The sequence below is a fragment of the Rhizobium sp. KNZ2-6A genome, from assembly GCF_056755475.1.
The window spans coordinates 20671-46619 of the sequence record NZ_JBNDIC010000023.1 but is presented as its reverse complement, the minus strand read 5'-3'; the positions used below and the strand labels follow the sequence as shown (position 1 = coordinate 46619).

Genomic DNA, 25949 nt, shown 5'->3' with positions numbered 1-25949 from the left:
CAAGGTGCGAATTAGTGTTGGGCAGGCTTCCGGGCGAGCGGGCCAGTGGAGAGTGCGACGCCGACGCCGGTCACGATCGCCGCGGCAATCCCTGCCGTTCCGATTTCCTCGCCGAGCAGGAAGCCGCCGCCGATCGTGGCGAGCACCGGCGTGATCGCGGTGAAGGCCGCGGCCTGCGTGCCGCCGAGAGCCTGGACTGCAAGACCGTAGGCGAGGGTGGCGGCGAGGCCGGACAGCAGGCCCTGGCTGACGATCTGCAGGCCGATTTCCGGCAGCGGCACCGAGGTCAGCGAGCTGCCGAAGATGGCGGCCAGCCCGACATGGATCAGGAATGACCAGACGGCGATGATGGCGCTGGATTGCACGGCGTTCAGCCCCGAGCGGCGGAAGGCGTGAGTATAGCTCGCCCAGAGGAGGGCGGAAAGCGGCAGCAGCGTGAAGCCCTCCCAGGAGATCTGCACGCCATAGAGGCTGCGGGCAAGCAGGATCACGACCCCGGCGACGATGCCGCCGAGGCCCAGCCAGCGGGTGACATCAAGCTGCTCGCGAAAGATCAGCACGCCGATCAGGGCGGTCGCCAGCGGCATGGAGCCACCGAGCAGGATGCCGGCCGAGGAGGCGGGCGTGAATTGAATGGCAAGGGTGGTCAGCTGGAAGAAGAGGGCGCCGGAACCGCAGACCATCAGCGCCAGCAGCTTCAGCGGCACGCCCTTCGGTAGCAGGCCGATCCGCCGCCAGACAGGGGCCAGCACCAGCGCCGGCACGCCATAGCGCAGTAGGCCGAGGTCGATCGTGCTCATCTGGGTCTCGGCGGTATGGCGCGTGGCCAGAATCCAGTTCGCCCAGATCAACACGGTGACGACGGCGCCCGCATAGCCGATCGCAGTTGGGGTTGCCTTGCGGGTGGAGAGAGACAAAGCGGTCATCGACATATCCTTTCCAACGTTCCGGTTAACTTTCGAATGAGGAAAAGATAGCGCCGAAGGCCGAGGCATGTCCTTGCTAGTTATAGCTCAGAAATCATGCTATCAGCAATAATCTGCCAATATTGGCAATTGGGTTTGTTGGATATGCTAAAACTGGATAAATTCGATATCGCGATCCTCAACTGCCTTCAGGAGGATGCGCGCGCCACCAATGTCGAGATCGCCGAGCGGGTGAATCTCTCTCCATCGCCCTGCCTGCGGCGCATTCGCAATCTGGAAAAATCGGGACTTCTGCGCGGCTATCGCGCCGATATCGACCGCAAAGAGGCCGGGCTTGGCCTCACGGTCTTTGTGGAACTCAAGGTCGGCCATCATTCGAAGGAGAATTCCGAAGCGCAGCAGGCGGCACTGCTCGCCATTCCGGAAATCGTCTCCTGCCATCTGATTTCGGGAACGGCCGATTTCCTGGCGGAGGTCGTGGTGGCGGATCTCGCCGCCTACGAGAAGGTAATGTCGGAAAAACTTCTGGTCCTTCCGGGGGTGGTCGACCTGCGCTCGAACTTCGCGATCCGCACCCTCAAGACCAATGGCGTGCTGAAACTGCCTGCGCCGGAGTGAAAATGAAAAGGGGCCGTTGCCGGCCCCTTTTGTCGTCAGAGTTTCGTCACCCTCAGAGCATCGTGCCGCTGAGGATCAGCAGTGCCACAGAGAAGTAGATCACCAGGCCGGTGACGTCGACCAGCGTCGCGACGAAGGGCGCCGATGCGCTGGCCGGGTCGAGCCGCAGCTTCTGCAGGATGAACGGCAGCATCGAGCCGGCGAGCGAACCGAAGGTGACGATGCCGATCAGGGCCGCAAAGACGGTAAAGGCGACCAGCTGCCAGTGCGGACCATAGTCGAACAGGCCAATATTCTGCCAGAGCACGATGCGGGCGAAGCCGACAAGGCCGAGGATCGCGCCGAGCACGATGCCCGTCGGCAGTTCGCGGAATGCCACGCGCCACCAGTCGGAAAGCTTGAGTTCGCCGAGCGCCAGCGCCCGGATGATCAGCGACGTTGCCTGCGAGCCGGAATTGCCGCCCGAGCTCATGATCAGCGGGATGAAGAGCGTCAGCACGACGGCCTTTTCCAGCTCGCCCTCGAAGTGCTGCATGGCGCTTGCCGTCAGCATTTCCCCAAGGAAGAGGGCTGCGAGCCAGCCGGCGCGCTTGCGGATCATGCCGGCAAAGCTGATCTTCATATAGGGCTGGCCGAGTGCTTCCATGCCGCCGAACTTCTGCGCGTCTTCGGTCGTATCGGCGATCATCGTGTCGATGACGTCGTCGACGGTGACGATGCCGAGCATCATGCCTTTATCATCCACGACCGGAAGCGCCAGCAGATCGTGCCGCCGGATCAGGCGGGCGACATCCTCCTGCTTCATCAGCGGCGGCGCCGTGACCGGCGTGCCCTTCTGCGCCACGGTGAGAATACAGGCATCGGGCTCGCCGGTGATGAGACGGCGCAGCGTCACGACATGCAGCAGCACATGCGTCTCATCGTCGAGCACATAGATGGCATAGACTGTTTCGCGCGAGCGCTCGACCTGGCGAACGTGATCGAGCGTCTGCGCAACGGTCCAGCTGGCGAGCACGCTGACGAATTCCGTCGTCATGATGCCGCCAGCCGTGCGCGGCGGATAGCCCATCAGCCCCTGGATTGCCAGCCGGGCATGCTCGTCGAACGTGGCGAAAAGCCGTCCGCGCGTCTCGACATCCATTTCGAGCAGCACGTCGGCGACGCGGTCGTTGGACATGCCATGCAGCAGCCGCGCGGCATCCGCATTGCCCATGACTTCGAGAATGGCGGCTGCGTTGCGTAGTTCCGGCCGGTCGAGAATGCGCACGGCGCGCTCTTCCGGCATTTTGGCGAGGATGCGCGCAGCCTCGGACGCCCCAAGCGCATTCAGCGACTCGACACGCTCGGCGATGGTTACGGCACGGTTGTTATTGATGAATGCACGAGCGGCGTTGCCGGCCCGCACGGGGAAGCTGTTCATGTTCATTATAGCTCGCCTTTCCGGTCGATCCGCCGTCGTAGCGGATCGTGGCGAGCCGACAGGAGTCGGTTAGTGCACGAATGCTACTGACGGCAAAGGCAATCGACTACTACTGTCGCTAGGCATCGAAAGATGACTCCGGTTGATCGGTGTGGAAAACGCTGTTCCCCACGTGCGGAGAAGTCGCGCCGAAGGCATAAAAAGTCAAGAGGTGGAAGCGTTTAAAGCCACAATGTCGCAGTAAAAATTTGTTTAGGCGGCTGAAAGTTTGTGCGATGCAACAAAACGTCGTGCAAATGCGTTGAATTGTAATGGCCGGATGTTCCGCATCCGGCCTGAATTGTCACGAATTTCCGTCTTTAGAAGCCCGCCAGAACGACCTTGCCCTTCATCTTGCCGGTCTCGACAAGGGCATGCGCCTTCTTCAGGTTTGCGGCATTGATCGTGCCCGCGGTCTCGGTCAGTGTCGACCTGATCTTGCCGGCATCCACCAGTTCGGCGATCTTCGTCAACAGCTTGTGCTGCTCGATCATGTCGGCCGTGTTGTAGAGGGGGCGAGTGAACATCATCTCCCAATGGATCGATACCGCCTTCCACTTGAACGGCACGACATCGAGCGTCTTCGGATCGTCGATGAGGGCGAACCGGCCTTGGGGTGCGATAGCCTCGACAATTGAGCCGGTATGATCTGACGTGTTGGTCGTCGAGAAGACGAAGGCGGGTGCACCGATGCCGAGCGCCTCGATCTCAGGCGCAAGCGCCTTCGAATGATCGATGACGTGATGGGCTCCCAATTCCTTCACCCAAGCCTGCGTTTCCGGCCGGGATGCGGTGGCGATGACAGTCAGGTTGGTCAAGGCGCGCGCGATCTGGATGGCAATGGATCCGACGCCGCCGGCGCCGCCGATGATGAGGATCGTATTGGCAACGCCGGGGACGGGATCCTGCACCTTCAGACGATCGAATAGCACTTCATAGGCGGTGATCGACGTCAGCGGTAGTGCAGCGGCAGCCGGAAAATCGAGGCTCTTCGGCTTGGCTCCAACGATGCGCTCGTCAACCAGATGAAATTCCACATTTGAGCCGCTACGATTGATGGCGCCGGCATAAAAGACTTCGTCACCCGGCTTGAACATGGTGACCTCGGGACCGACAGCCCTAACGATGCCGGCCGCGTCCCAGCCGATAATCTTATATTCGCCCTCGGTGGGAGCGACATTGCCGCGGACTTTGACATCGACCGGATTGACGGAGACGGCCTTCACTTCGACGAGCAGATCATGGCTCTTTGCCTCGGGCATCGGCAGCTCGATGTCGATCAGCGATGTCTCTGCGGAAATGGGTTGCGGTTGTTTATAGGCGACTGCGCGCATGGGAGAAGCTCCTGGTTTTGTTGCACAGAGGCTAGATGCGCATTATCATCATAGGGCGCAAGAATGCACAAATTCTGTACGTAGGTACAAAAAGGATACTGTCCATGTCGCTTCCCCGCTCTAAGCTAGTTGGAAATTTTCCGGGATGTCCGGTCGAGGCGACGCTGAGCCTTCTCGATGGCAAATGGAAGGGAGTGGTTCTTTTTCACCTGATGGAAGGAACGCTGCGCTTCAACGAAATCCGCCGCAAGCTGCCGTCGGTGACGCAGCGCATGCTGACGAAGCAATTGCGGGAATTGGAGGAATCCGGGCTGGTCTCACGGACCGTGTTTCCGGTCGTGCCGCCGCGTGTCGAGTATGCTCTCACGCCGCTTGGCGCGAGCCTGGGGCCGATCATCAAGGCGATGGCCGTATGGGGCGAGGAGAACGTGTTCTGCCACAATGGCAGGCAGGAGCTGGCTGCTCCCGCAGGCTCATGCGTGTCCGGTGCGGCGCTCCAGGCCAACTGAGACGGCGAAGACGGCAAGGCCGCCAACGGAGAGAACCGCGCCGACATAGCCGGTCGCAGCCGCCGTGAAGCCCCAGGAAATCACCAGGCCGCCAAGCCACGCGCCGAGCGCATTGGCGATGTTGAAGGCGGAGTGATTGGAGGCGGCGGCCAGCGTCTGCGCATCCGCGGCCACATCCATCAGGCGTGTCTGTACGGCCGGACAGGCGGCGAAGCCGCAGCCGATCAGGAAGACGCAAATGCAGAGCATGATGGGATTGGCAGCCGTCAGCGAGAAGAGCGTCATGATGACGATGTTGAAGATCATCATGCCGCCGATCGTTCCCTTGATCGAGATGTCGCCGAGGCGCGAACCGACGACATTGCCGACGTTCATGCCGATGCCGAAGAGTGCAAGCACGACCGGCACCATGGCGGCGCCGAGGCCGGCGACGTCGGTCGTCGTCGTGGCGACATAGCTGAAGATCGAGAACATGCCGCCGAAGCCGACGGCGGCGACGCCAAGCGAAAGCCAGACCTGGATGCGCTTCAGCGCGCCGAGCTCACGGGTGATGCTGGCGCCTTCCTCGACCTTGTCCTTCGGCAGGAAGAGGGCGATCAGCAGCATGGTCGCAAGACCGATAGCGCCAACCATCATGAAAGCCGCGCGCCATTCGAGCTGCTGGCCGAGAAAGGTGGCAATCGGCGTGCCGATGAGCGTCGCGATCGTGAGACCGAGCATGACCTGCCCGACGGCGCGCACGCGGCGATGGACCGGCACCATGGAAGCGGCGACGAGCGCTGCGACACCGAAATAGGCGCCATGCGGCAGGCCGGTGATGAAGCGCAGTGCCGTGAAGCTTTCGAAGGTCGGCGCAAAGGCGCTGGAAATATTGCCGGCGGCAAAGATCGCCATCATCAGCAGAAGCAGTGTGCGGCGCGCCATCTTGGCGGCAAGCACGGCGATAACAGGCGCACCGACGACGACACCGAGCGCATAGGCACTGATCACATGGCCTGCTTCCGGTGTGGTGACGCCGAAGGTGTTGGCGACGTTGGGCAGAAGTCCCATGATGACGAATTCGCCCGTACCGATGCCGAAGCTGCCGACGGCCAGTGCCAAGGTCACCAGCGCGATGGCGGCTCGCGACGGCGCTTCCAGCGAGGTTTGGGTATCGAGGGCCTCGACGGCGATATCGCTCACGAAAACTCCTTGGGCGGCAAACCGGACTAAGCGCCGCGAATGGCGCAACGAACCCCGGTTTCGGCGTTCAGTGCATCAAGACGGAATAAGGGACTGAAAGGGCACGAACATGCCTCGCGCGATACTATCGATGACGCTGGTACTTCTGTCGCGTGCATTTCTTGCAGTGCAGCATGTCGTATGATGCATAAGTGCGCGCTGCACAATCCGAGAAGAGATGGCGATTCTTGAAATCGCTTCATCCGGAACCATTTGTGAAGGAGCGCACAGCGCTTCAGCCCCTTACTGAAATAAAGTTTGCGGAAAAACCGAGAGCCCCAATGAAACTGATCGGCTTTTTCAATCGTGATGGCGGTACTTTCCGCACGACGGACATGACCGCCTACGAGAGGACGGCAGAGCAGGTCTTCCGTGACGCCGGTCACGATTTCGAGGCTGTGGTCGTCGAGGGACGCAATATCGTCTCGGCGATGGAGCGCGCGGCGCGGCGCGACGATATCGACGGGATCGTTGCCGGCGGCGGGGATGGCACGATTTCGGCCGCTGCCGCCATCGCCTGGAAGAACGGCGTCGCGCTTGGCGTCATTCCGGCCGGCACCATGAACCTCTTTGCCCGGTCGCTGCGCCTGCCGCTTGACATCTGGCAGACCCTAGGCGTGCTGGCGAAGGGCGAGGTCGACAATGTCGATATCGGCAGCGCCAACGGTCGCGCCTTCGTGCACCAGTTTTCGGCGGGCCTGCACGCGCGCATGGTCCGATATCGCAACGGCTATACCTATCGCTCGCGCATCGGAAAGATGTCCGCCAGCACGCGGGCTGCTTTCGGCGTCATTGCCAATCCGCCGGAATTCGACGTCGACTTCGAGGCCGGCGATATTCGCGAGCGCCGGCATGTCTCGGCGATCTCCGTCTCCAACAATCCCTTCGGCGCCAATGCGCTGCTCTATGCCGATAGCCTGCGCAGCGGCGAGTTGGGCTTCTACACCGCAAAGCCCCTGCGGCCGCTCGGCGTTGCTCGCCTCGCCATCGACATGTTGCGCGGCCGCGTGCGCGAAAACAACGACGTCATGGTCATGCATGCGCCGCAGGTGCATCTGCACTTCCCGAAGCTGCGTCATCTTGCGAACTGCGTCATGGACGGCGAGCTCCTGCCGCTTGAGCGCGACGTGACGCTCAAGGTCCATCCCGGTGAACTCAAGGTGATGGTCCGAGACGGGACCGCCGCCAGCATCGCCCGCGAGGGCGCCGTCGACAGCGTCGCCATCTGACGGCTTCAGAGGCGGGGCAGGTAGGTCCTGTAATCGAAATCGGAAACCGTGCGCAGGTAGCGGATCGCTTCCTTATGCTTCGTCTCGCCATAGAGCTTCTGATATCGCTCGCCGAAAATATCGGCAATGAAGGCGGAAGCGCGGAAGCGCTCGACGGCGGTCAGGAAGTCATGGGTCAGACGCGGCGCATCGGCAGGCACATGCGACGGCGTGGTTTCTCCGCCGGGATCGAGGTCGTTCTGCAGGCCTAGCAGCATGCCACCGAGGATTGCCGCCAGCATTAGATAGGGATTGGCATCCGCGCCGGCGACACGGTGCTCGATACGCGCGCCTGGCCCGTCCTTTTCGGGGATGCGCACGGCCGTGCCGCGATGGCCGAAGCCCCAGGTGAGATCGACGGGCGCAAATGAGCCCGGCTGGAAGCGGCGATAGGAATTGGCATAGGGCGCAAAGACCAGCTGCGCATCCTGCAGCGTCTGCAGCAGCCCAGCGCAGATCGACTTCAGCCTCCTCGGCTCGCCGCCTGCCGCATCGAGGACGTTGCGGCCCTGGGCATCGATGATGCTCGCATGCACATGCAATCCCGAGCCGGCATGGTCGGTGTAGGGCTTGGCCATGCAGGTCGATTTCAGGCCATGCTTGCGGGCGGCTTGCTCGGCCACACGTTTCAGCATGATGCAATCGTCGGCAGCGGCCAGCGCATCCGGGCGATGCAGCAGGTTGACTTCGAACTGGCCGGGGCCGAACTCCGCCGTCGTCGCATCCGCCGGCAATCCCTGCGCTCGCGCGTAAGCGCGCAGCGTTTCGAGGTAATCGTCAAGGAGATCGACGGCATCCATATCGTAAAGCTGGAAGCCGTTCGGCTCGCCCTGATAGGTCAAGGCTGCCGGCGGCGAGGGGATGCCTCTGTCGCGCCAGTCTCCAGCCAGCAGATAGAATTCCAGCTCGGTCGCGATGACGGGTGTCAGGCCGAGTGTCTTGTAGCGATCGACCACGGCGGCAAGAATGGCGCGCGGATCCTGAAAGCTCGGACTGCCGTCGAGCTCATGCATGGTGGCCAACACCTGCTTCGATCCTGGCTGCGCCCAGGGCATGTCGGCCAGCGTGCGCTCATCGGCAACGCAGGTCCCGTCCGGATCGCCGATCGTCAGCGACAGGCCGGTGATGTCGTCATTGTCGTCGCCCCAGATATCGAGCGATTGCGTCGAGGTCGGCAGACGCACGGCGCCGGCCCAGACCTTCTTTTCGGCCGCCATCGGGATCTGCTTGCCCCTGAGCCGGCCGTTCATGTCAGAGATCAGCACTTCGATGCGCGCGTTACCTTCGGTTGCGTTGTCGGCCGCCATGCTCTTGTAAATCCCCAATGCTCACGGCATGGTCGTAAACCAAGATAGCTTTCAGTCAAGTCTGGCCATGCTGCGGCTTCGTGCCGGCCCCCTCACCCTAGCCCTCTCCTCGCATTTGCGGGGAGAGGGGACGCATCAATCTCGGTCCGTAATAAAGCGGCTGACTTGGCGCGAAAACTCCCTCTCCCCGTTGGACGCGGAGAGGCTGGGGGTGAGGGGCCATGCATATAATCGCAACGTCGACCGGCTTGCCTGACAAGCACCAATTCAAATAGGGTTCGAATAAATCATGTCCAATACATCCAAGCGCTCCAATCTCGCCGCCCTCGATGCCGCCCATCATCTTCATCCCTTTGCGGATATGAAGAAGTTGAACGCGGACGGCGCGCGGGTCATCCAGCGCGGCGAGGGCGTCTATATCTTCGATGCGGAAGGCCGGAAGTATCTGGATGGATTTGCCGGCCTCTGGTGCGTGAATATCGGCTACGGTCGCACCGAAATCGCCGACGCCGTTGTGAGGCAGATGAATGAGCTGCCCTATTACAACACTTTCTTCGGCACCACGACCACGCCTGCGACGCTTCTCGCCGAGAAGGTCTGCGCCCATGCCGGGCCGCGGTTCAACCATGTCTTCTTCACCAATTCCGGTTCCGAGGCCAATGATACTTGGTTCCGCATGGCGCGGGTCTATTGGAGTGCGGTTGGCAAGCCGATGAAGAAGACCATTATTGCCCGAAGGAACGGCTATCACGGCTCGACGGTTGCCGGCGCCAGCATGGGCGGCATGAAATACATGCACGAGCAGGGCGATCTGCCGATCCCGGGCGTCGTCCATATCGGCCAGCCCTATTGGTATGCCGAGGGCGGCTATCTCTCGCCGGAGGAATTCGGTCTGAAGGTTGCCCGCGAGCTCGAAGCGAAAATCGACGAGCTGGGCGAGGATAATATCGCGGCCTTCGTCGCCGAGCCGGTGCAGGGCGCCGGCGGCGTCATCATCCCGCCATCCACCTATTGGCCGGAGATCGCGCGCATCTGCAAGGCACGGAACATTCTGCTCGTCTGCGACGAAGTGATCTGCGGCTTCGGCCGTCTCGGCGCATGGTTCGGCCATCAGCATTTCGGTGTCGAGCCCGATCTCGCGCCGATCGCCAAGGGACTATCGTCAGGCTACCTGCCGATCGGCGGCGTGCTTGTCAGCGACCGCATCGCCGATGTGCTGATCAACGAAATCGGCGAATTCAATCACGGCTTCACCTATTCCGGCCACCCGGTCTGCGCGGCCGCCGCCCTCGAAAATCTGCGGATCATCGAGGAGGAAAGGCTGGTCGAACGCGTCCGTGACGATATCGGCCCCTATTTCGCGAGGGCATGGGGCAGTCTTGCCGATCACGACATGGTCGGCGAAGCTGTCAGCATCGGCCTGATGGGCGGGCTGCAGCTCGCCGCCGACAAATCGACGCGCCGCCGCTTCGAAAAGCCTGATGCGATCGGCTCAGCCGTGCGCAACCATGCCCTGGCGAATGGCGTGGTGCTGCGCGCCACCGGCGACCGCATGCTGGCCTCGCCGCCGCTCGTCATCAGCCATGAGGAAGTGGATGCCATGGTGCGCATTGCACGCGGCGCTCTCGATGCCGTCTGGGCGGAAGTGAAGTCGTAACTAGAGCTTGTGCGATGGCGCAGGCACTTCCCACTTGCCCGCCTTGTGAAGGGCAAGCGTCAGTGCCGCAACATGGATGACCTGGATCATTTTGCCTTCCAGCGCCAGCTCTATCGCCTGGCGGATCGGCATGCGGATCAGGCGGATGCGCTCGGTCGGGTCCTCCGCCGGCTTGGTGGCGAGCTCGACATTGCGGGCAATGACGATATGCGAATGGTTCGTATGCGTGGCCGGGTTGGGTGCAAGCTTGCCGACATACTCCCAATCGGTGGATGAAAGGCCGGTTTCCTCGCGCAACTCGCGCGCTGCCGCCTCGACCGGGCTTGCATCGCTCGCATCCATGGCTCCGCCGGGAAGCTCGAGCGCCACGACACCCAATCCATGGCGATATTGCCGGACGAGATAGATATGATCCTCGGCATCGAGCGCGATGATCCCGACCCAATCGGGATATTCCAGCACGTAATAAGGCGCTATCTCCACACCATCGGCCGTCACGCAGTTATCGGCGCGGACTTTCAGCCAGCGATCATGAACCAGATGCGTTGAGCTCGTCGTCTGCCAGGGCGGAAGATCCGCGGTGTCTGACAGCAGGCTTGTGATGTCGTCTTTCGAGCTCATGCGCGGTTCAGCTCCTGTTGCGGATAGGCCCGCGCATAGGCGAGAGACGTCTAGACATCCTGATGGTCACGATCGAAGATCTTGCGCACGATATAGTTCGGCGAGAGGTCATCGCGGTAGTAGATGCGCGCGATCATCTCAGACAGGATGCCGGTCGTGATCATCTGCACCGACGACAAGAGCAGCACGACGCCGACCATCAGCAGCGGACGGCTGCCGATATCGTCGCCGAAGATGAATTTGTCGATGAAGAGCCAGAGCAGGACCAGGGCCGCGAGCGCGCCGAGGCCGAGACCGAGCGAACCGAAGAAGTGGCCGGGCCGCGCCTTGTAGCGCATGAAGAACATCACCGACAATAGATCGAGGATGACGCGGAAGGTGCGGGAAATCCCGTATTTCGAGGTGCCGTGTTGGCGGGCGTGGTGGGTGACGGGAACTTCGCCGATCCGCGAGCTCGGCACGACGCCGGCGACCCAGGCGGGGATGAAGCGGTGCATCTCGCCCATCAGCTTCACCTGCTTGATGATGGAGGCGCGGTAGATCTTCAGGCTGCAGCCGTAATCATGCAGCTTGACGCCGGTGATGCGGCCGATCAGGTAATTGGCGCACCAGGAGGGGATCTTGCGCAGCAGGAGGCCGTCCTGGCGGTTCTTGCGCCAGCCGACGAGCAAGTCGAGCTGCCGACGTTCCAGCTCTTCGACCATGGAGGGGATATCCTTCGGGTCGTTCTGCAGATCGCCATCCATGGTGGCGATCAGGCGGCCGTTCGCCGCATCGATACCGGCCTGCATGGCCGCCGTCTGGCCGAAATTGCGTTGCAGCTCGACGATGCGGAGCGTCAGCCCTTCTTGCGAAAGCGACCGGCGGGCATTGACGAGGGTGGCGTCCGTGCTGCCGTCATCGACCAGGATCAGTTCCCAGGACTTGTCAAATCCACGCATGGCGGCACAGATGCGCTCGATGAGCGGTCCGACGCTTTCTTCCTCGTTGAAGACGGGCACGACCAGCGAAAGCTCGAGAGGGCTTGCCGGATCGGCCTGGGGGAGGGTCGACTCTGCCGTTGTCTGCAACACTTCTTTCTCCTAAAAGACCGGCAGTACCTGCCGGACGAAACGAGCGAGAAGTCCGGTTTCAGCCTCCGCTCGCCTTTGGGTGCCCTAACTACATGAAGACTCCGACGGTTGCCAGCCGACAGAATTGGTTTATTCGCAACCGAATGACGCTGCTGACGCTCGCGGTCGTCGTGGCTTATGCGGCCTTCATCGAATGGTTTTGGGGATGGAGTTCCATCCTGGCGCAATGGGGCAAGGTCGGCGCCTTGCCGATCCTGCTCGCCCTCGCGCTTCTGACCGGCACCTATTTCCTGCGCACCTGGCGTATCTACGACTATTTCCCAAAGGAAACTTCAGGCCATTTCGCGGCACTGTTCCGCGTGACGCAGGTTCACAATCTGCTGAACATCATGATGCCCTTCCGTACCGGCGAAACCAGCTTTCCGGTGCTGATGCGCTCGGAATTCGGCATTCCGCTGGCACGTGGAACCTCGGCGCTGTTCGTCATGCGGCTCCTCGACCTGCATGCGCTGCTGGCGGCCGCCGGCATCGGTCTTGCGCTTGCCTCGCCATATCATGTCCTGGCCTGGATCGTATGGGTGGGTTTCCTGTTGCTGCCCGTTGTGGGCTTTGCCTCCCGCCGGCCGCTGATCCGCCTTGCCGCACGTATCCTGCCGAAGAAGGCGCAAGGCCTTGTCCACGAGCTGGAACGCGGTCTGCCGGTCGATGCCGGTGCCTTTGCGCGCGCCTGGCTGACGACGGTGGTCAATTGGCTGGTGAAAGTCGTCGTACTTGCCTGGGCGCTCGGCCTGATGAACGTCACGCCGCTTTCGGCAAGCTTCGGTGGTGCGCTCGGTGGCGAATTATCATCGGTCCTGCCGGTGCATGCGCCGGGTGGTGTGGGCACCTATCCGGCCGGCATCACCGCCGGCGCCATGGCCTTCGGTGCTTCAGGCGAGAAGGCAGCGATCGAAAATCTCGCCCAGGCCAGCATCAATGCCCACCTGTTGATCGTGGTGTCAGCGCTGACGGGAACTGCGATCGGATTGCTGGTTTCGCGCAAGCGGGGCTGACCCAGCTATTGTCGTGTCTTGCTCTCAAGCTCGGCCAGGCGTTTGCGCAGAAATGCCTGTTCCGGCGCCTGCTGACACAGCGAAAGCGCCATCTCGTAGGATTGCCGCGCCTCGTCCGATCGTCCGAGCTGCCTGAGGAAATCGGCCTTCGCGGCGTGGGTGAGGTGATACCGCGCCATGCGCTCCTCCTGCAGCAGCCCGTCGACGATGGAAAGTGCCGCCGCCGGACCGTCGCACATGGAGATGGCGACCGCACGGTTGAGTTCGATCACTGGGGAGGGGCTCGCCGTCAGCAGCAGGTCGTAAAGCGTCACGAGTTGGCGCCAGTCGGTATCATCAGCGGTCACGGCACGGGCATGTTCCGCCGCGATAGCGGCCTGCAGCGCATAGCTGCCGACACCATCGGCCGCCATTGCTCTTGCCGACAGCGTCAGGCCCTCGCTGATCTGGGCATGATCCCAGCGCGCGCGATCCTGGTCGACAAGCAGCACCAGATCGCCTGCAGCATCGGTGCGCGCATTCCGCCGCGAATCCTGCAGCAGCATGATCGCAAGCAATCCTTCGACCTCCGAATCCGGCAATAGCTGAAGCAAAAGCCTGCCGAGCCGGATGGCTTCGGCCGCGAGGTCGGCGCGGACAATCGCCGAACCTGATGATGCCGAATAGCCCTCGTTGAAGACGAGATAGATGACATGCAGCACCTGCGCCAGACGCTCCGGCAGCTCGGTCTTGCTGGGCACTTCATAGGGAATATGGGCGTCGCGGATGCGGTTCTTGGCGCGCACGATGCGTTGGGCGACAGTCGGCGCCGGGATAAGGAAAGCGTGGGCGATCTCTTCCGTCGTCAGGCCGCAGACTTCGCGCAACGCCATCGCCATGCGCGCTTCGGCAGGCACGAGCGGATGGCAGCAGGTGAAGATCAGCCGCAGCATGTCGTCTTCGATCTCTTCGTTTTCGGCGATTTCCATCGCCTCTCCCTCCGGATAAAGGCTGTCTGTAATGTCCGAGCGGGCTGCGTCGAAGCGCGTCCGGCGCCGGATATGATCGATGGCGCGAAAGCGACCGGCCGAGACGAGCCAGGCATAGGGATTTGCCGGGATCGTCTCGTCAGTCCATTGCTGCGCCGCCGCCGCGAAAGCATCGTGGAGCGCTTCCTCGGCCCGGTCGAAATCGCCGAGCAGACGGATCAGCGTTGCCAGCACGCGGCGCGAATGGCTGCGATAGATGCTTTCGATGGTCTGGTTCAGTGACACGGCATCAGCCTTCCTCCGCCAGATCTCCCCGAAGGGTCAGGATGCGCACCGGACGGATCTCGATGGCGCCGTAGCGCGCCGAGGGAATGCGCTTAGCTATATCGGTCGCGCTATCCAGGTCGGGCGCCTCGATGAGATAGAACCCGGCCAGATATTCCTTCGTCTCCGCGAACGGCCCGTCCGTCACCGAAAACGTGTCGCCATCGGGGCGAATGACGATCGATTTGTTTCTAAGCTCCAGCGCATCCGAAACGATCAGCGTGCCGTCCTGCCGCAAGCCTTCGTCAAAGACGAGATGCTCGCCGATCAGATGGTTCATTTCGTTCGGCGTCAGTCTTCCGTCGACGTCGACGGATGTATAGATCTGGCATAGAAACCGCATGTCTTTTTCCTCCGCATTTATTCGTCCGGAAAGCGGATGTCATAGGCCGCGCGAACCTCGATCATGCCGTAGCGCGCGACAGGGAAGGTGGCGGCGATGCGGGTCGCTTCCTCCATGTCCGGGGCTTCGATCAGCACGAAACCGCCGAGATGCTCCTTGATCTCGGCGAAAGGGCCGTCCGTGAGGACCGCGTCACCCTTGCGTACCCGGACCGTTCTGGCGGTCTCAGGCTCGCGCAAGGCATTGGCGACGAGGAGATGGCCGCTCTCGCGCAGCCGGTTATCGTTGTCGATCGAATCCCGGGTCAGCTTTCGCCCTTCCTCTTCGGAAAGCTTGCTGATCTCGGCGCTATCGAACCATACTTGGCAAAGGAATTTCATCTTAGCCTCCTCAAACGTCTGGGCCGAAGGAATAGATCGGTCGCACTTCTATGCTGCCGAGCTTGGCGAGCGGAATCCCGGCGGCGACGCGGATCGCATCGTTCAGGTCTTTTGCTTCGATCAGGATAAAGCCGCCGAGATATTCCTTGGTTTCGATGAAGGGGCCATCGGTCACCGACGTCTCGCCGTTGCGGACCCGCACCGTCACCGCCGAGCTGGGTGATTGCAGTGCCTCCGCATGGATCATGTGGCCGCTCGCCATCAGATCGCGGTCATAGCCGAGCGAATCCGCATCGAGCTTGTGCTTTTCCTCCGTGGTCATGAGGTCGAGCCTCGTGCCATCGAACCAGACTTGGCAGAGATATTTCATCAGAGCGTCTCCTCTCTCGATTTGCTGACAGCCATAGACGAGTGGTCCGCGTGCAAATCGACATCCCATCCGCAGCATGACAAAAATTTTCGGCCCTGTCGAAAAAGGCGATCGCCGGTCGACCAGTCCCGTCATCTCAAAAGGAGAAACGGAAATGTACAATCTGGAAGCAGCACTCATCTACCAGTGGCACAAGAAGACACTGTCGGAGGAGGACATACTGCAAATGTCGAATCCCGGCCAAGTCGTTCTTCGCATGGTAGTCGGATTTGCCATTTTTGCCGCCGTGATCCTCAGCCTGAATTGGTGGGCGGCACCAAACGACGAACGGCCGCAAGTTGCGGCCGCCTATCAAATGCAGTCTGTGTCAGTCGAGAAGCAATAGGGCGAAAGCACCATTGCTTGCCGGTGCGTGGCTTATTGGAACGCCGTTTCGAAGAAGCTGCGCAGCTTGCGCGAATGCAGCGCTTCCGGCGGCATGGCGGCCAGCTTCTGGATGGCGCGGATGCCGATCTGCAGATGCTGGTTCACCTGGGTGCGGTAGAAGGCGGTCGCCATGCCTGGCAGCTTCAATTCGCCATGCAGCGGCTTGTCCGAGACGCAGAGCAGCGTGCCGTAGGGAACGCGGAAGCGGAAGCCGTTAGCGGCGATCGTTGCCGATTCCATGTCGAGTGCGACGGCGCGGGCCTGGGACAGCCGCTTCACCGGACCGGCCTGATCGCGCAGTTCCCAGTTGCGGTTGTCGATGGTGCCGACGGTGCCCGTGCGCATGATGCGCTTCAGCTCGAAGCCCTCATAGCCGGTGATTTCGGCAACAGCGGCCTCAAGCGCCACCTGCACTTCGGCAAGCGCCGGGATCGGCACCCAGACCGGCAGGTCGTCGTCGAGAACGTGGTCCTCGCGCATATAGGCATGGGCGAGCACATAGTCGCCAAGCCGCTGGCTGTTGCGCAGGCCGGCGCAATGGCCGAGCATCAGCCAGGCATGCGGGCGCAGCACGGCAACGTGGTCCGTGATCGTCTTGGCGTTGGAGGGACCGACGCCGATATTGATCATGGTGATGCCGGCATGGCCCTTCTTCTTCAGATGGTAGGCCGGCATCTGCGGCAGCCGCGGCGGCGTGGTGTCACCCTCGGGGTGGTTTGCGCCGGCCGGCGTGATGATGTTGCCTGGCTCGACGAAGGCGGTGTAGCCGTCGCCGCCCTTGGCCATCAGGTCGCGCGCCCAATTGCAGAATTCGTCGATGTAGAACTGATAGTTCGTAAACAGCACGAAATTCTGGAAATGCGCCGCGCTGGTGGCGGTGTAGTGGACGAGGCGGGCCAGCGAATAGTCGATGCGCTGCGCGGTAAACGGCGCAAGCGGTGATGGTTCGCCCGGCGGCGGGATATATTCGCCGTTGGCGATCTCGTCGTCTGTCGTGTTCAGGTCCGGCGTATCGAAGAGGTCGCGCAGCGGAATATCCTCGAAGACGGCGGCGGATGCCTCGACATGCGCACCCTCGCCGAAGGCGAAGTGCAGCGGAATCGGCGTATTCGATTCCGATACGACAACCGGCACATTGTGGCTGCGCATCAAGAGCGTCAGCTGCTCCGTGAGGTAGTGCTTGAAGAGGTGAGGGCGCGTGATCGTCGTCGTGTAGACGCCGGGCGCCGTGACGTGGCCGTAGGAGAGACGCGAATCGACATGTCCGAAGCTTGTCGTCTCGATGCTGACCTGTGGATAGAAAGCGCGGTAGCGTGCCGTGATCGGCGCGCCCTTGGCGAGCTTGGTGAAATTGTCGATCAGGAACGCGGTATTGCGCTCGTAAAGCTCCCTCAGCGCCTCGACGGCTTTGCCCGGATCATCGAAGGTCCGCGGCTGGAACGGGCTGGGGGAGGAGATGTCGAGGGGTGAAAAAGGAGAGATTCTGTTGCTCATGAGCCATTATAGAGTGTCGTTGGTAACAAGCAAACGACGTCACAAGAGGCGGCCCGGATTCTCGCAGCTATTTTTCAGCCGCCTCAAGGCCTGCGCGGGATCGCCGCGCAGGGCATTCGTCATTGCACCGTCGTGCAATAAGGCGCGCCGGTCTCCACGCAGGTGAAGCTTGCACCGAAATGCGATTGCGCGCCGCTGCGGCCGGCGTGCTCGACCGCAACCGAGAAGCTGAATGCAAAGATGGCGGCAAACAGCATGATGATGACAAAACGCCGTGCCATGATGATCGAGTCCATGTCCTTGGCCCTACCCGTGCCCTATACTGGACACTGTTTTGCCATGGTCAGGCTGAACAGGTGCTGAGATACCAGTTCATCCGGCGTTCATAAATATGACCGGTCTCGAATGGTCGCCCTGCGTCTCTTTACAGGCAACAATAGGAAGAGGCCTGCCGACCGGTGGCGGGCAGGCCGATAATGTGTCCTGGATAGAAATCGCCTTTTTACAGCCTCGTCCAGGTCTGCGACTTGCAGAATACCTTGAGCACGCAGCCCCTCATCTTCACGCTATTGCCGCTCACGGTGCCGGAGCCGCTATAGGTTTTGTCTTCGGAAGGGTCGGTGAGCTCCCCCGTATAGCTGCCGCCCTTACCCTGCATCTTGCCGATCTGCTTGCCGGCATATTTTCCGGTCTTCAGCGTCACGCAATAGCTGTCCGAGCATGGCGCGATGACGGCGGTATCGCCCTCAAGTGTTTTCCAGTTGCCGACGATCGGCTCTTCGGCGAAGGCCGCACTCGCGCTCAGCAGCAGCGCGGCAGCAAGAATGGTGGCACGGATCATGATGTTATTATTCCTCCCCCAAGGCGCCATCCGGCTCCATGGCCGGGAACGCGGCGAGATTATCTAACGCGAACGTAAAGGTAAATATGGTTTTCAGCACGCAAATCTCCTGTGTCGCCGGCTATCCATGCATCATCAAAACAAGCCATCGGATTGAAGTGCGCTGATTTTGTGGTGAAGGAAGGGTTTAAATTCAAATCCTAACGGAAGGTTAAACTCGGCCGAAAATCCTTAATTTGCAAGGGAAGCGATGTTTAACAAAATCCCAAGTTTACCAAGCATTTGCACTTTGTTTGCATCGAATTAATCATGCATTTTAGGCGTTTTTTGAAAGCCGTCTGCGATAGTGAAGCCATCAAACGAGCGGGGCAAACCCGCCGGCCGGAAGAACCGGAAAGCCGCGAACGACGGCAAGGTTCAGACGGAAAACAGGGCAGATACGAACAGAAGTAAAACAGGGATAGTGACCAATGGCACGCTTCGAAACGACCATGTCTGGAAATGCCATGCTGGGTGGTAACAGCGCCGATGCCCTTTGCGAACTGGGCGTGAACTACGCGACCGGCAGGGGCTGCAACGCAGACCTCGTTGCCGCCCACAAATGGTTGAATATCGCCGCCATCCGCGGCAGCGAGCGGGCCGCCGAGCTTCGTGCCGACGTCGCCGCGACCTTAACCAAAATGCAGCTTGCGGCAGCGCTGCGCGCCGCTCGCGACTGGATGACCACGCACTGACGCGTGCCGCAAACAATACGACGTACTGACTGAGCTCGAAGGAGGGGATGTCGGCGGTCGACGGGAGGCGAGCGCCGAAATGATGAAAACCGCGACCGGCCGGGACAAGGCAGGCGCGGTTTCGTCGTTTTAGGGCAATTTCAGGAAAAGTGCCCGGCGGTTTTCCGTCCGGAATTGCGTGAGAATATCGACGTAGAGCGATTCCGCGAAACGCTCTACGTCTCAGCCGATCGCCTTCAATACCATTGGCAGCGCCTCGGCCAGCAGTTCCAGATCTTGGCTAGGCCCGACGCTGACGCGGATGCAGCGGTTGAGTGGCGCAACCCCCGGCATGCGGATGAAAACGCCATGCTGGATCAGCCCGTCGACGATCGCGCGGGCATAGGTACCGTCGCGCCCGCAGTCGATGGCGACGAAATTGGTGGCGGAAGCAAGAGGCAGCAGCCCGTTGTCGCGAGCGATCGTGCCGATCTCTTCGCGCGCGGCCGCGATCCTGCCGACCACTTCGGTGAGATAGGTCCGATCCTTCAGCGCGGCCAGAGCCGCTACGGTTGCGAGCCTGTTCATGCCGAAATGGTTGCGGATCTTGTCGAAGGTCAGCACCGTCTCGGGCGCGCCGATGGCATAGCCGACGCGGGCGCCGGCCAGTCCATAGGCCTTGGAAAAGGTGCGCGTGCGCAAGACATTCGGCAGGTCGATCAGATCAGAGATATCAGGCAGCGAGCTGGCAGGCCCGGTCTCGCTATAGGCCTCGTCGAGGATCAGCAGGCAGCTTTCCGGCAGCGCGCGGGCAAAGGCGACGATCCTGTCGGCCTCCCACCAGCTCCCCATCGGGTTGTCGGGATTGGCGAAATAGACGAGCGGCGCGTTCTCGCGCTTGACCGCCTCGAGCAGCCCATCGAGATCCTCGCGATCGTTGACGTAAGGTACGGTAATCAGGCGTCCGCCGAAGCCGGTGACATGGAAATTGAAGGTGGGATAGCCGCCGAGCGAGGTGACGACGGGCGTGCCGGGCTCGACGACCATGCGCGCGATCAGGCCAAGCAGACTGTCAATGCCTTCACCGACGGCGATATTGGCGGATTGAACGCCAAGATGAGCCGCAAGCGCCTGTTTCAGCTCGAAATTTTCCGGATCGTTGTACATCCAGATATCGCCGGCCCGCTCGCGCATGGCTGATAGAACGGAAGGCGCCGGCCCGAAGCCGTTTTCATTGGCGCCGATGCGGGCCTTGACGGACAGCCCACGCTGACGCTCCAGCGACTCGGGGCCGACGAAAGGAACGGTGGAGGGAAGGGCACTGATCAGCGGCGTGAAGCGCGAGAAGGCGGACATGCTGGCTTTGTTTCCCGAAATCAGTTGTAGGGTGCGGCAGAATAGGCGCTTGGCGGGTGGTTGCAAGGGCGGAGGCTCTGGAATCCACACGCGTGGGAGGCAAACTCTACCGGGCCCCTTGAGACGACACTAAAGCGCGTCGCGATCTTTCAGATTCGCTTTTCGCGCTTTAGGTCTTTGATTTTACGCATGTCGTTGCCGCAAAACCGCTACACACTTTTGCGCGACATGCATTAGCCGACCATAAGCACGCGCCAACCGCGCGGAAAACGCGTCTGGAACACGCTGCCAGCGCCCTAAGGCCGCCGCTATTCCCGTGGTGCGGACATCGCCGCGATCCGCTTTTCCAGTTCGGCGATCTTGTGATCTTTCTCCGTAAGCAGGTTTTGAACGGTGGCAGCATCAATAAGCTGCGGTATGTGCTGCGGGCAGTTCGCGTCCCATGCCGTTACGGTGAACAGGATTACCTGTTCGACCCGGGCATTATACCCGTCCGGAAAGAGGCGCTCGGCGAGTTCGGCATCACCCTCGATCACTCTTGCCTCGCCCCAGATTTTGACGCGCTGCCGATAAGTATAATCCATCAGAAACAAGTGAGCCTTGGGATTTTCGGCGAGGTTGCCCTGGGTGATGTATTGGCGATTTCCGGTGAAGTCGGCAAAACCAATGGTCTTTCGATCCAGGACCTTCAGAAAGCCGGCCGGACCGCCGCGATGCTGGATATACGGCTGTCCCGCCGCGTTTGCTGTCGCCAGAAACGCGCTCGTGCGGCTCTCGATGAAGGCGGCGATCTCAGCCGTGATGTCGGTCTGCCATGACCCTCCGATTTCCATTTTGGCATAACCACGCCTGGAACCCTTGCGGCTCTGGATAGCCTTCACGGCGGGAGTAAAGGCGACGTCGCTCGAAAACTCGAAATCTGCACTGGACATCGCCAGCTCCTGACGGTTCGTTATGATCTGAATGGGGTTCAACAAATGCCCGCTGCCTGCGATGCGAGACATTGGACTTCCTTTTGCTTCAAGCTTGGTGACGCAAAGGTATTTGCTTCCGATTTATGTGAATATCTGCTATATTCAGAAATAATCCTCTCATTTTTTGGAAGTCATGCCTGATCGCCTGGAAGCCATGTCCGTCCTTCTCTCCGTCGTCGACGCCGGAAGTCTTTCCGCGGCATCGCGTATTCTCGGCGTGCCGTTGGCGACCGTCAGCCGCAAGGTGTCGGAGCTTGAGAGCCATCTCGGAACGCGCCTCTTCCAGCGCGCCGGGCGCGGCCTCATCCTGACCGAGACAGGCCAGACCTATGTGTCGTCCTGCAGACGCATCCTGGATGACATCGCCGAGGCGGAGCGTACGGCTGCGGGTGAGTTCCAGGCGCCAAAAGGCAATCTGACAATCACCGCGCCGGTCGTCTTCGGTCGATTGCACGTACTACCTGTCGTCACCGAATTTCTGAAGATCCACCCCGAGATTGACGTCCGGCTCATTCAGTCGGATAGGTTGATCGACCTGCCGGAGGAGCATGTCGATCTGGCCGTCAGAATCGGTAAATTGCCTGACAACAGCTTGATCTTTCGCAGCGTAGGAGAGGTCAGGCGGGTCGTGTGCGCAAGCCCAGCATATCTACAGGAACGGGGAACACCCGCAGTTCCGGATGATCTCCGTATGCACGACTGTATCACCTTCGAAAATCTGATGTCGATACGATCATGGTCCTTTTGGAAAGAACGATCGGAAACCAATGTTCCAATCCATTCCCGGCTCGTCGTCGATACCGCCGAGGCAGCCATCGGCGCCGCGGTCGGCGGGCTCGGTCTTGCCCGCGTGCTTTCCTATCAGGTGAGCAAGCACATATCCGAAGGGGTGTTGAGAACGGTTCTTGACGATGCCGAGCAAGACCCTTGGCCGGTCAGTCTGGTCTATCCTTCGCGAGGGCTTATGGCGTTGAAAATCAGAGCCTTCCTCGATTTCGCCGCCCCTCGGCTAAAGGAAAGTCTCGGTAGCCACAGCGAATTGAGAATCGCCGGCAGCGGCGCTCCTGTATAATACCGGCTCTGGATTATCGCCTCTTGCCGCGCGCAGCCATTGCTTCGGCATTGCCGATCATGAAATCGGCGCGCACGACACGGCGCAGCGTTTCCGGTTCGATCAGGTTGATGAAACGGACGTGGACGCGGTTTTCATGGCGGCTGACCTCGGCGCAGGCGATGCGGTAGGCAAGGCCGAGAATGTTCAGGTAGTAGTGGCTCGGCAGGCCGACGGTCGTGGCGACGGTAAAGCTGGCGCCGCCGCGCGAGATGTCGGTAATTTCGGCGCTGCGCACGGAAATGCCGGTCAGACAGGGACGAACAGCCACGAGACGCGCCGGCCTCTGAACATAGAACCGTTCCCAGCTTCGTTCGTAGACTTCGGATTTGACTTTCGCCAGATGAGTTGCGCGAAGCATTGTCATTCCCTGTTGAAGAACAGACCGAATTCATCTCGGTTACACCATGAACCTTGCACGGAGATTTTGCGGAAGCGTCAATTGCATTGGTAGAATTTTAACGGGTTTGTCTTTTGTGCCGATTTGGGCGTATCTTGACAGCGGGATCGGCTTCGATCATACGAAAGCTCGGTTCGAGGCACCTGCCGCTCGCGGATGGAATCCAAGGTGAAGTCCTCGCTGTTCTTGGTCACAGCCATTTAGGGCATGCTGACTGACGGTAATGCGGGCTCCGTTTCACGGTCGTAATTGCGTGCCTTAGCAAAGGCTGATCCTATGACGACGTATCCGTCCATAGATGAACTGAAGGCCCAGGCCCGACGTTTGCGTCAGGCGATGGCCGAGCGCGGCGACGACATGAGCCACTCGACGGCGCTGGAGCTCATCGCCAAGCAACATGGGCTGCGCGACTGGAATACGCTGTCGGCGCTTGCGGCAAAGCCGAATGATAGGCAGGACGCACCCTTCGATGTCGGTTCCGCCGTGCGCGGGCGCTATCTGAACAAGCCGTTCACCGGCAAGGTTCTCGCGATGTCGACGAAATCCGGCGGGCTCTACAAGATAACGATCCATTTCGACGAACCGGTCGATGTGGTGGAGTTCGAGAGCTTCTCGGCATTCCGCCAGCGCATCAACGCCCAGGTCGATGCCGACGGCATTTCGCCGCGCAAGACGTCGAACGGCGTGCCCCATCTGGTTCTCGACATCTGAACCGTCTTTCATCGCCCGATCACTATCCGCCGATAGCGATTAATTCCGTCCGGATTCCCCATGACGTACAGTACTGAAACCAATATGTTCCTCACCGGCTGGCTGCCCGGCGTCTTTGCCAAAACCGCCGCGCCGATCATCGTCATCACCACGGTCAGCGGCCTGTTTGCCGTGGTCGACGCTTATTTCCTTGGTGTCTATGTCGGCGCGGACGCGCTGTCTGCCGTAAGCCTCATCTTTCCGGCGCTCATGCTGCTGATCGCGCTGCAGACGCTGGTTTCCAACGGCATGGCGAGCATTCTCGCCCGCCGCCTCGGAGCCGGAGATCGCAATGGCGCGAGGTCGGTGTTTACCGGCGCCCACACGCTGGCAATCGCCGTCGTCGTGCTCGTCAATCTTGTCTACTGGCTTGTCGCCCGGCAATTCATTGCCGTGGCTGCGGCTGGAAACGCCGATGTTATCAGCAGTGCCGAGGCCTTCATGGGCGTCATGGTCGCCTTCGCGCCGATCAGCTTTTTCCTGTCGCTGCATCTCGATGGGCTGCGCTGCGAGGGCAAGCTCGGCTTCATGACGCTGGTGACGCTCGCCTCGACGCTGCTCAACATCCTGGCAAACTGGCTGCTGATGGCCGTTGCACACTGGGGCGTGGTCGGCTCCGCCGGCGGCTCGGTCCTGGCGCAATTCATCTGCCTGATGATCGTCATCATCTATCGCCTGCGTCGGCCGAATGGCCTTCGGGTCGACATGGCGCTACATGTTCGCGAGTGGCGTGGCATCTTTGCCTTCGGCGCGCCGATGAGCCTCGGCTTCATCGGCATTTCGCTGAGTTCGGCGGCGATTCTCTTCAACGTGTCGATCTGGCACCAGGGGGATTATGTCGCGACCATTGGCGCTTACGGGATTGTGACGCGCGTGATGACCTTCGCTTATCTGCCGCTGCTGGGTCTGAGCATCGCGCTGCAGACCATATCCGGCCATAATCACGGCGCGGCCCTTCCGGCGCGTGTTGGTCATAGCGTTGTCATCGCCATGATTTCGGCTCTGGTCTATTGCGCCGCCGTCGAACTGATCGTCGAGCTTTTGGCAGGGCATCTGGGATCGATCTTCGTGGCCGATCCCCTGATCGTCGAAGAAGTCGGCCGCATCCTGCCCTGGACGATCGGCGCCTATTTCCTCTTCGGCCAAGCGATCATCCTGTCATCCTATTTCCAGTCGATCGGTGATGCGAAACGCGGCGCGATCTTCGGTCTGTCACGGCCCTATCTGTTCACCTTGCCGCTGACATTCCTCCTGCCGCTCGTCTTCGGCGAACGCGGGATCTGGATGACGCCGATCTTCGCTGAGATGGGAATGATCCTGCTCACCTGGCTGATATTGTCGCGCAATGCCAGGGATCGCAAATGGCGCTATGGCCTGATGCCCACGTGACATGGAAAAGGCCACGCTCTCGGGCGCGGCCTTTTGGATGGGAAGGTCGGGGCCATCCTCGCCCTTCGAGGCTTCGCTCCTCAGGGTGAGGATGGAGCGCAGCTGTCGTGCGTGGGGAACTAACCCTCATGGTGAGGAGGCCCAAAGGGCCGTCTCGAACCACGAGGGCGGGTGATTGAGAACCCGACACTTCTTCAGGACTTGAGCAGCCACTCATGCTCCACGGCATTGTGGAATTTCCAGATGCGCTTCGGGCCGGCCATGACGTTGAGGTAGTAGAGATCGTAGCCATGGCAGGCGGCGCAAGGGTGATATCCCCTAGGCACCAGCGTCACGTCGCCATCCTCCAGCACCATGACTTCGTCGAGCGATCGGTCGTCCGTATAAACGCGCTGGAAGCCGAAGCCCTGCGGCGGGTTGAGGCGATGATAATAGGTCTCCTCCAGAAAGCTTTCGTTCGGGAGGTTGTCCTGATCGTGCTTGTGCGGAGGGTAGGAGGAGGTGTGCCCGCCCGGCGTAATCACTTCCACGACGAGCAGTGAATGGGCCGCACCATCGTCTTCAGGCATGATGTTGTTGACGTGGCGGACATTGGTGCCCTTGCCGCGCGTCAGCGCCGGATGGGTGCCCGGCGGAATGGCGCGCGCTTCATAGGGGCCGCCGCCTGGTGCCGAGCAGACGGCCAGTTCGAGATCCGTCTCGGCGGTCACCGACCAGTTCGATCCGGAGGGAATATAGAGCGCGTGGGGCGCGCCCTCGAAGGGGCTCATGCGCCCGCCGAGCGAGCCGAAATCCTTCGTCCCCGCCTTGGCGCTTCCCTTGCCGCTGACCCATACGAGGCAGACTTCGCGGTCACCCGTCTCGGCCGAAGCGGTTTCGCCGGGCTTCAGGCGGTGAAGATCGAAGCCGACATAGGTCCAGCCGGCGCTTTCGGGCGTGACGTGAGTGACGCGGCCATGGGAGCCGTCAGGTTTAACCTTGAGATTGGGCATGGTTCTTCCTCCATCGCTTGGGAGAACGCCCCTCGCCAGCCTTGGGCCGAGGAGAGGGGCGCTCATCTCTCGA

General features: G+C 61.0%; 28 protein-coding genes. 10 read left to right on the top strand and 18 right to left on the bottom strand.

What is annotated here, in order from left to right:
• Positions 1–11: 11 nt before the first annotated feature.
• Positions 12–926 carry a DMT family transporter gene (locus tag ACPYOP_RS17180; protein ID WP_481411566.1) on the bottom strand — a complete coding sequence of 305 codons (915 nt, stop codon included), beginning with the start codon at positions 924–926 and terminating at the stop codon, positions 12–14.
• A gap of 96 nt (positions 927–1022) precedes the next feature.
• On the opposite strand from ACPYOP_RS17180, the gene ACPYOP_RS17175 reads away from it, so the two are divergent.
• On the top strand, positions 1023–1544 hold the full coding sequence (locus ACPYOP_RS17175; protein WP_481411565.1) for an Lrp/AsnC family transcriptional regulator: 522 nt from the start codon (positions 1023–1025) through the stop codon (positions 1542–1544).
• 52 nt (positions 1545–1596) lie between these two features.
• On the opposite strand, the gene mgtE is transcribed toward ACPYOP_RS17175, so the two are convergent.
• Positions 1597–2970, bottom strand: coding sequence for a magnesium transporter (gene mgtE / locus ACPYOP_RS17170; RefSeq protein WP_481411564.1), 1374 nt, complete (start codon positions 2968–2970; stop codon positions 1597–1599).
• 353 nt (positions 2971–3323) lie between these two features.
• Positions 3324–4337: a zinc-binding alcohol dehydrogenase family protein gene (locus tag ACPYOP_RS17165; RefSeq protein WP_481411563.1), complete on the bottom strand. Its 1014-nt coding sequence runs from the start codon at positions 4335–4337 to the stop codon at positions 3324–3326.
• Between the two features lie 104 nt (positions 4338–4441).
• Here ACPYOP_RS17165 and ACPYOP_RS17160 point away from each other — a divergent pair, with 104 nt between their 5' ends.
• Entirely contained in the window at positions 4442–4846 is a 405-nt protein-coding gene (locus ACPYOP_RS17160; RefSeq protein WP_481411616.1) for a winged helix-turn-helix transcriptional regulator, read from the top strand.
• Here ACPYOP_RS17160 and ACPYOP_RS17155 read toward each other — a convergent pair.
• The gene (locus ACPYOP_RS17155; RefSeq protein ID WP_481411615.1) at positions 4811–6019 is read right to left on the bottom strand and encodes an MFS transporter; all 1209 of its coding nucleotides are present in this window, start codon (positions 6017–6019) and stop codon (positions 4811–4813) included. The genes ACPYOP_RS17160 and ACPYOP_RS17155 overlap by 36 nt on opposite strands.
• A 329-nt stretch (positions 6020–6348) precedes the next feature.
• Here ACPYOP_RS17155 and ACPYOP_RS17150 point away from each other — a divergent pair, with 329 nt between their 5' ends.
• Positions 6349–7296, top strand: coding sequence for a diacylglycerol/lipid kinase family protein (locus ACPYOP_RS17150; protein ID WP_481411562.1), 948 nt, complete (start codon positions 6349–6351; stop codon positions 7294–7296).
• A gap of 5 nt (positions 7297–7301) precedes the next feature.
• Here ACPYOP_RS17150 and ACPYOP_RS17145 read toward each other — a convergent pair whose 3' ends face one another.
• Positions 7302–8642 carry a glutamine synthetase family protein gene (locus tag ACPYOP_RS17145; protein WP_481411561.1) on the bottom strand — a complete coding sequence of 447 codons (1341 nt, stop codon included), beginning with the start codon at positions 8640–8642 and terminating at the stop codon, positions 7302–7304.
• A gap of 289 nt (positions 8643–8931) precedes the next feature.
• On the opposite strand from ACPYOP_RS17145, the gene ACPYOP_RS17140 reads away from it, so the two are divergent.
• Entirely contained in the window at positions 8932–10299 is a 1368-nt protein-coding gene (locus tag ACPYOP_RS17140) for an aspartate aminotransferase family protein (protein WP_481411560.1), read from the top strand.
• Here the strand turns inward: ACPYOP_RS17140 and ACPYOP_RS17135 are convergent, their stop codons facing one another.
• Together ACPYOP_RS17135 and ACPYOP_RS17130 are read right to left on the bottom strand one after the other, a co-directional pair.
• A complete protein-coding gene (locus tag ACPYOP_RS17135) occupies positions 10300–10920 on the bottom strand; it encodes an NUDIX hydrolase (protein WP_481411559.1) in 621 nt (206 codons plus the stop codon).
• A 50-nt stretch (positions 10921–10970) separates the two neighbouring features.
• Entirely contained in the window at positions 10971–11990 is a 1020-nt protein-coding gene (locus ACPYOP_RS17130; protein ID WP_481411614.1) for a glycosyltransferase family 2 protein, read from the bottom strand.
• Between the two features lie 95 nt (positions 11991–12085).
• Here ACPYOP_RS17130 and ACPYOP_RS17125 point away from each other — a divergent pair, with 95 nt between their 5' ends.
• Positions 12086–13045, top strand: coding sequence for a lysylphosphatidylglycerol synthase domain-containing protein (locus ACPYOP_RS17125; RefSeq protein WP_481411558.1), 960 nt, complete (start codon positions 12086–12088; stop codon positions 13043–13045).
• A gap of 5 nt (positions 13046–13050) precedes the next feature.
• On the opposite strand, the gene ACPYOP_RS17120 is transcribed toward ACPYOP_RS17125, so the two are convergent.
• From ACPYOP_RS17120 to ACPYOP_RS17105, 4 genes are read right to left on the bottom strand one after another with little or no spacing between them, the layout of a single operon-like run.
• Positions 13051–14292 carry an RNA polymerase sigma factor gene (locus ACPYOP_RS17120; RefSeq protein ID WP_481411613.1) on the bottom strand — a complete coding sequence of 414 codons (1242 nt, stop codon included), beginning with the start codon at positions 14290–14292 and terminating at the stop codon, positions 13051–13053.
• Positions 14293–14302: 10 nt separating this feature from the next.
• Positions 14303–14680, bottom strand: coding sequence for a YciI family protein (locus tag ACPYOP_RS17115; protein WP_481411557.1), 378 nt, complete (start codon positions 14678–14680; stop codon positions 14303–14305).
• Positions 14681–14697: 17 nt separating this feature from the next.
• Positions 14698–15060 carry a YciI family protein gene (locus ACPYOP_RS17110; RefSeq protein WP_481411556.1) on the bottom strand — a complete coding sequence of 121 codons (363 nt, stop codon included), beginning with the start codon at positions 15058–15060 and terminating at the stop codon, positions 14698–14700.
• A 10-nt stretch (positions 15061–15070) separates the two neighbouring features.
• Complete coding sequence (locus ACPYOP_RS17105) at positions 15071–15430, bottom strand: YciI family protein (RefSeq protein ID WP_481411555.1); 360 nt, start codon at positions 15428–15430, stop codon at positions 15071–15073.
• Positions 15431–15584: 154 nt separating this feature from the next.
• On the opposite strand from ACPYOP_RS17105, the gene ACPYOP_RS17100 reads away from it, so the two are divergent.
• Positions 15585–15815: a hypothetical protein gene (locus ACPYOP_RS17100; protein WP_481411554.1), complete on the top strand. Its 231-nt coding sequence runs from the start codon at positions 15585–15587 to the stop codon at positions 15813–15815.
• Positions 15816–15847: 32 nt separating this feature from the next.
• On the opposite strand, the gene ACPYOP_RS17095 is transcribed toward ACPYOP_RS17100, so the two are convergent.
• The 3 genes from ACPYOP_RS17095 to ACPYOP_RS17085 form a co-directional block, all read right to left on the bottom strand.
• On the bottom strand, positions 15848–17350 hold the full coding sequence (locus ACPYOP_RS17095) for an AMP nucleosidase (RefSeq protein ID WP_481411553.1): 1503 nt from the start codon (positions 17348–17350) through the stop codon (positions 15848–15850).
• 119 nt (positions 17351–17469) lie between these two features.
• Entirely contained in the window at positions 17470–17631 is a 162-nt protein-coding gene (locus tag ACPYOP_RS17090; RefSeq protein ID WP_162737025.1) for a hypothetical protein, read from the bottom strand.
• Between the two features lie 221 nt (positions 17632–17852).
• Complete coding sequence (locus ACPYOP_RS17085) at positions 17853–18191, bottom strand: DUF2147 domain-containing protein (protein ID WP_481411552.1); 339 nt, start codon at positions 18189–18191, stop codon at positions 17853–17855.
• A gap of 470 nt (positions 18192–18661) precedes the next feature.
• Here ACPYOP_RS17085 and ACPYOP_RS17080 point away from each other — a divergent pair, with 470 nt between their 5' ends.
• Positions 18662–18925 (top strand): sel1 repeat family protein, encoded by a 264-nt coding sequence (locus ACPYOP_RS17080; protein ID WP_481411551.1) that lies wholly within the window; start codon positions 18662–18664, stop codon positions 18923–18925.
• A 222-nt stretch (positions 18926–19147) separates the two neighbouring features.
• On the opposite strand, the gene ACPYOP_RS17075 is transcribed toward ACPYOP_RS17080, so the two are convergent.
• Positions 19148–20260: a pyridoxal phosphate-dependent aminotransferase gene (locus ACPYOP_RS17075; protein WP_481411550.1), complete on the bottom strand. Its 1113-nt coding sequence runs from the start codon at positions 20258–20260 to the stop codon at positions 19148–19150.
• Positions 20261–20568: 308 nt separating this feature from the next.
• Entirely contained in the window at positions 20569–21192 is a 624-nt protein-coding gene (locus tag ACPYOP_RS17070) for a pyridoxamine 5'-phosphate oxidase family protein (RefSeq protein ID WP_481411612.1), read from the bottom strand.
• A gap of 175 nt (positions 21193–21367) precedes the next feature.
• On the opposite strand from ACPYOP_RS17070, the gene ACPYOP_RS17065 reads away from it, so the two are divergent.
• Positions 21368–22306: a LysR family transcriptional regulator gene (locus tag ACPYOP_RS17065; protein WP_481411549.1), complete on the top strand. Its 939-nt coding sequence runs from the start codon at positions 21368–21370 to the stop codon at positions 22304–22306.
• Positions 22307–22319: 13 nt separating this feature from the next.
• Here ACPYOP_RS17065 and ACPYOP_RS17060 read toward each other — a convergent pair whose 3' ends face one another.
• Positions 22320–22712 (bottom strand): PilZ domain-containing protein, encoded by a 393-nt coding sequence (locus ACPYOP_RS17060; protein ID WP_481411548.1) that lies wholly within the window; start codon positions 22710–22712, stop codon positions 22320–22322.
• A 309-nt stretch (positions 22713–23021) separates the two neighbouring features.
• On the opposite strand from ACPYOP_RS17060, the gene ACPYOP_RS17055 reads away from it, so the two are divergent.
• Together ACPYOP_RS17055 and ACPYOP_RS17050 are read left to right on the top strand one after the other, a co-directional pair.
• Positions 23022–23456 carry a glyoxalase superfamily protein gene (locus ACPYOP_RS17055; RefSeq protein ID WP_481411547.1) on the top strand — a complete coding sequence of 145 codons (435 nt, stop codon included), beginning with the start codon at positions 23022–23024 and terminating at the stop codon, positions 23454–23456.
• A 60-nt stretch (positions 23457–23516) separates the two neighbouring features.
• Positions 23517–24884 (top strand): MATE family efflux transporter, encoded by a 1368-nt coding sequence (locus ACPYOP_RS17050; protein WP_481411546.1) that lies wholly within the window; start codon positions 23517–23519, stop codon positions 24882–24884.
• A gap of 194 nt (positions 24885–25078) precedes the next feature.
• Here ACPYOP_RS17050 and iolB read toward each other — a convergent pair whose 3' ends face one another.
• Positions 25079–25876 carry a 5-deoxy-glucuronate isomerase gene (gene iolB / locus ACPYOP_RS17045; RefSeq protein WP_481411545.1) on the bottom strand — a complete coding sequence of 266 codons (798 nt, stop codon included), beginning with the start codon at positions 25874–25876 and terminating at the stop codon, positions 25079–25081.
• Between the last annotated feature and the right edge of the window lie 73 nt (positions 25877–25949).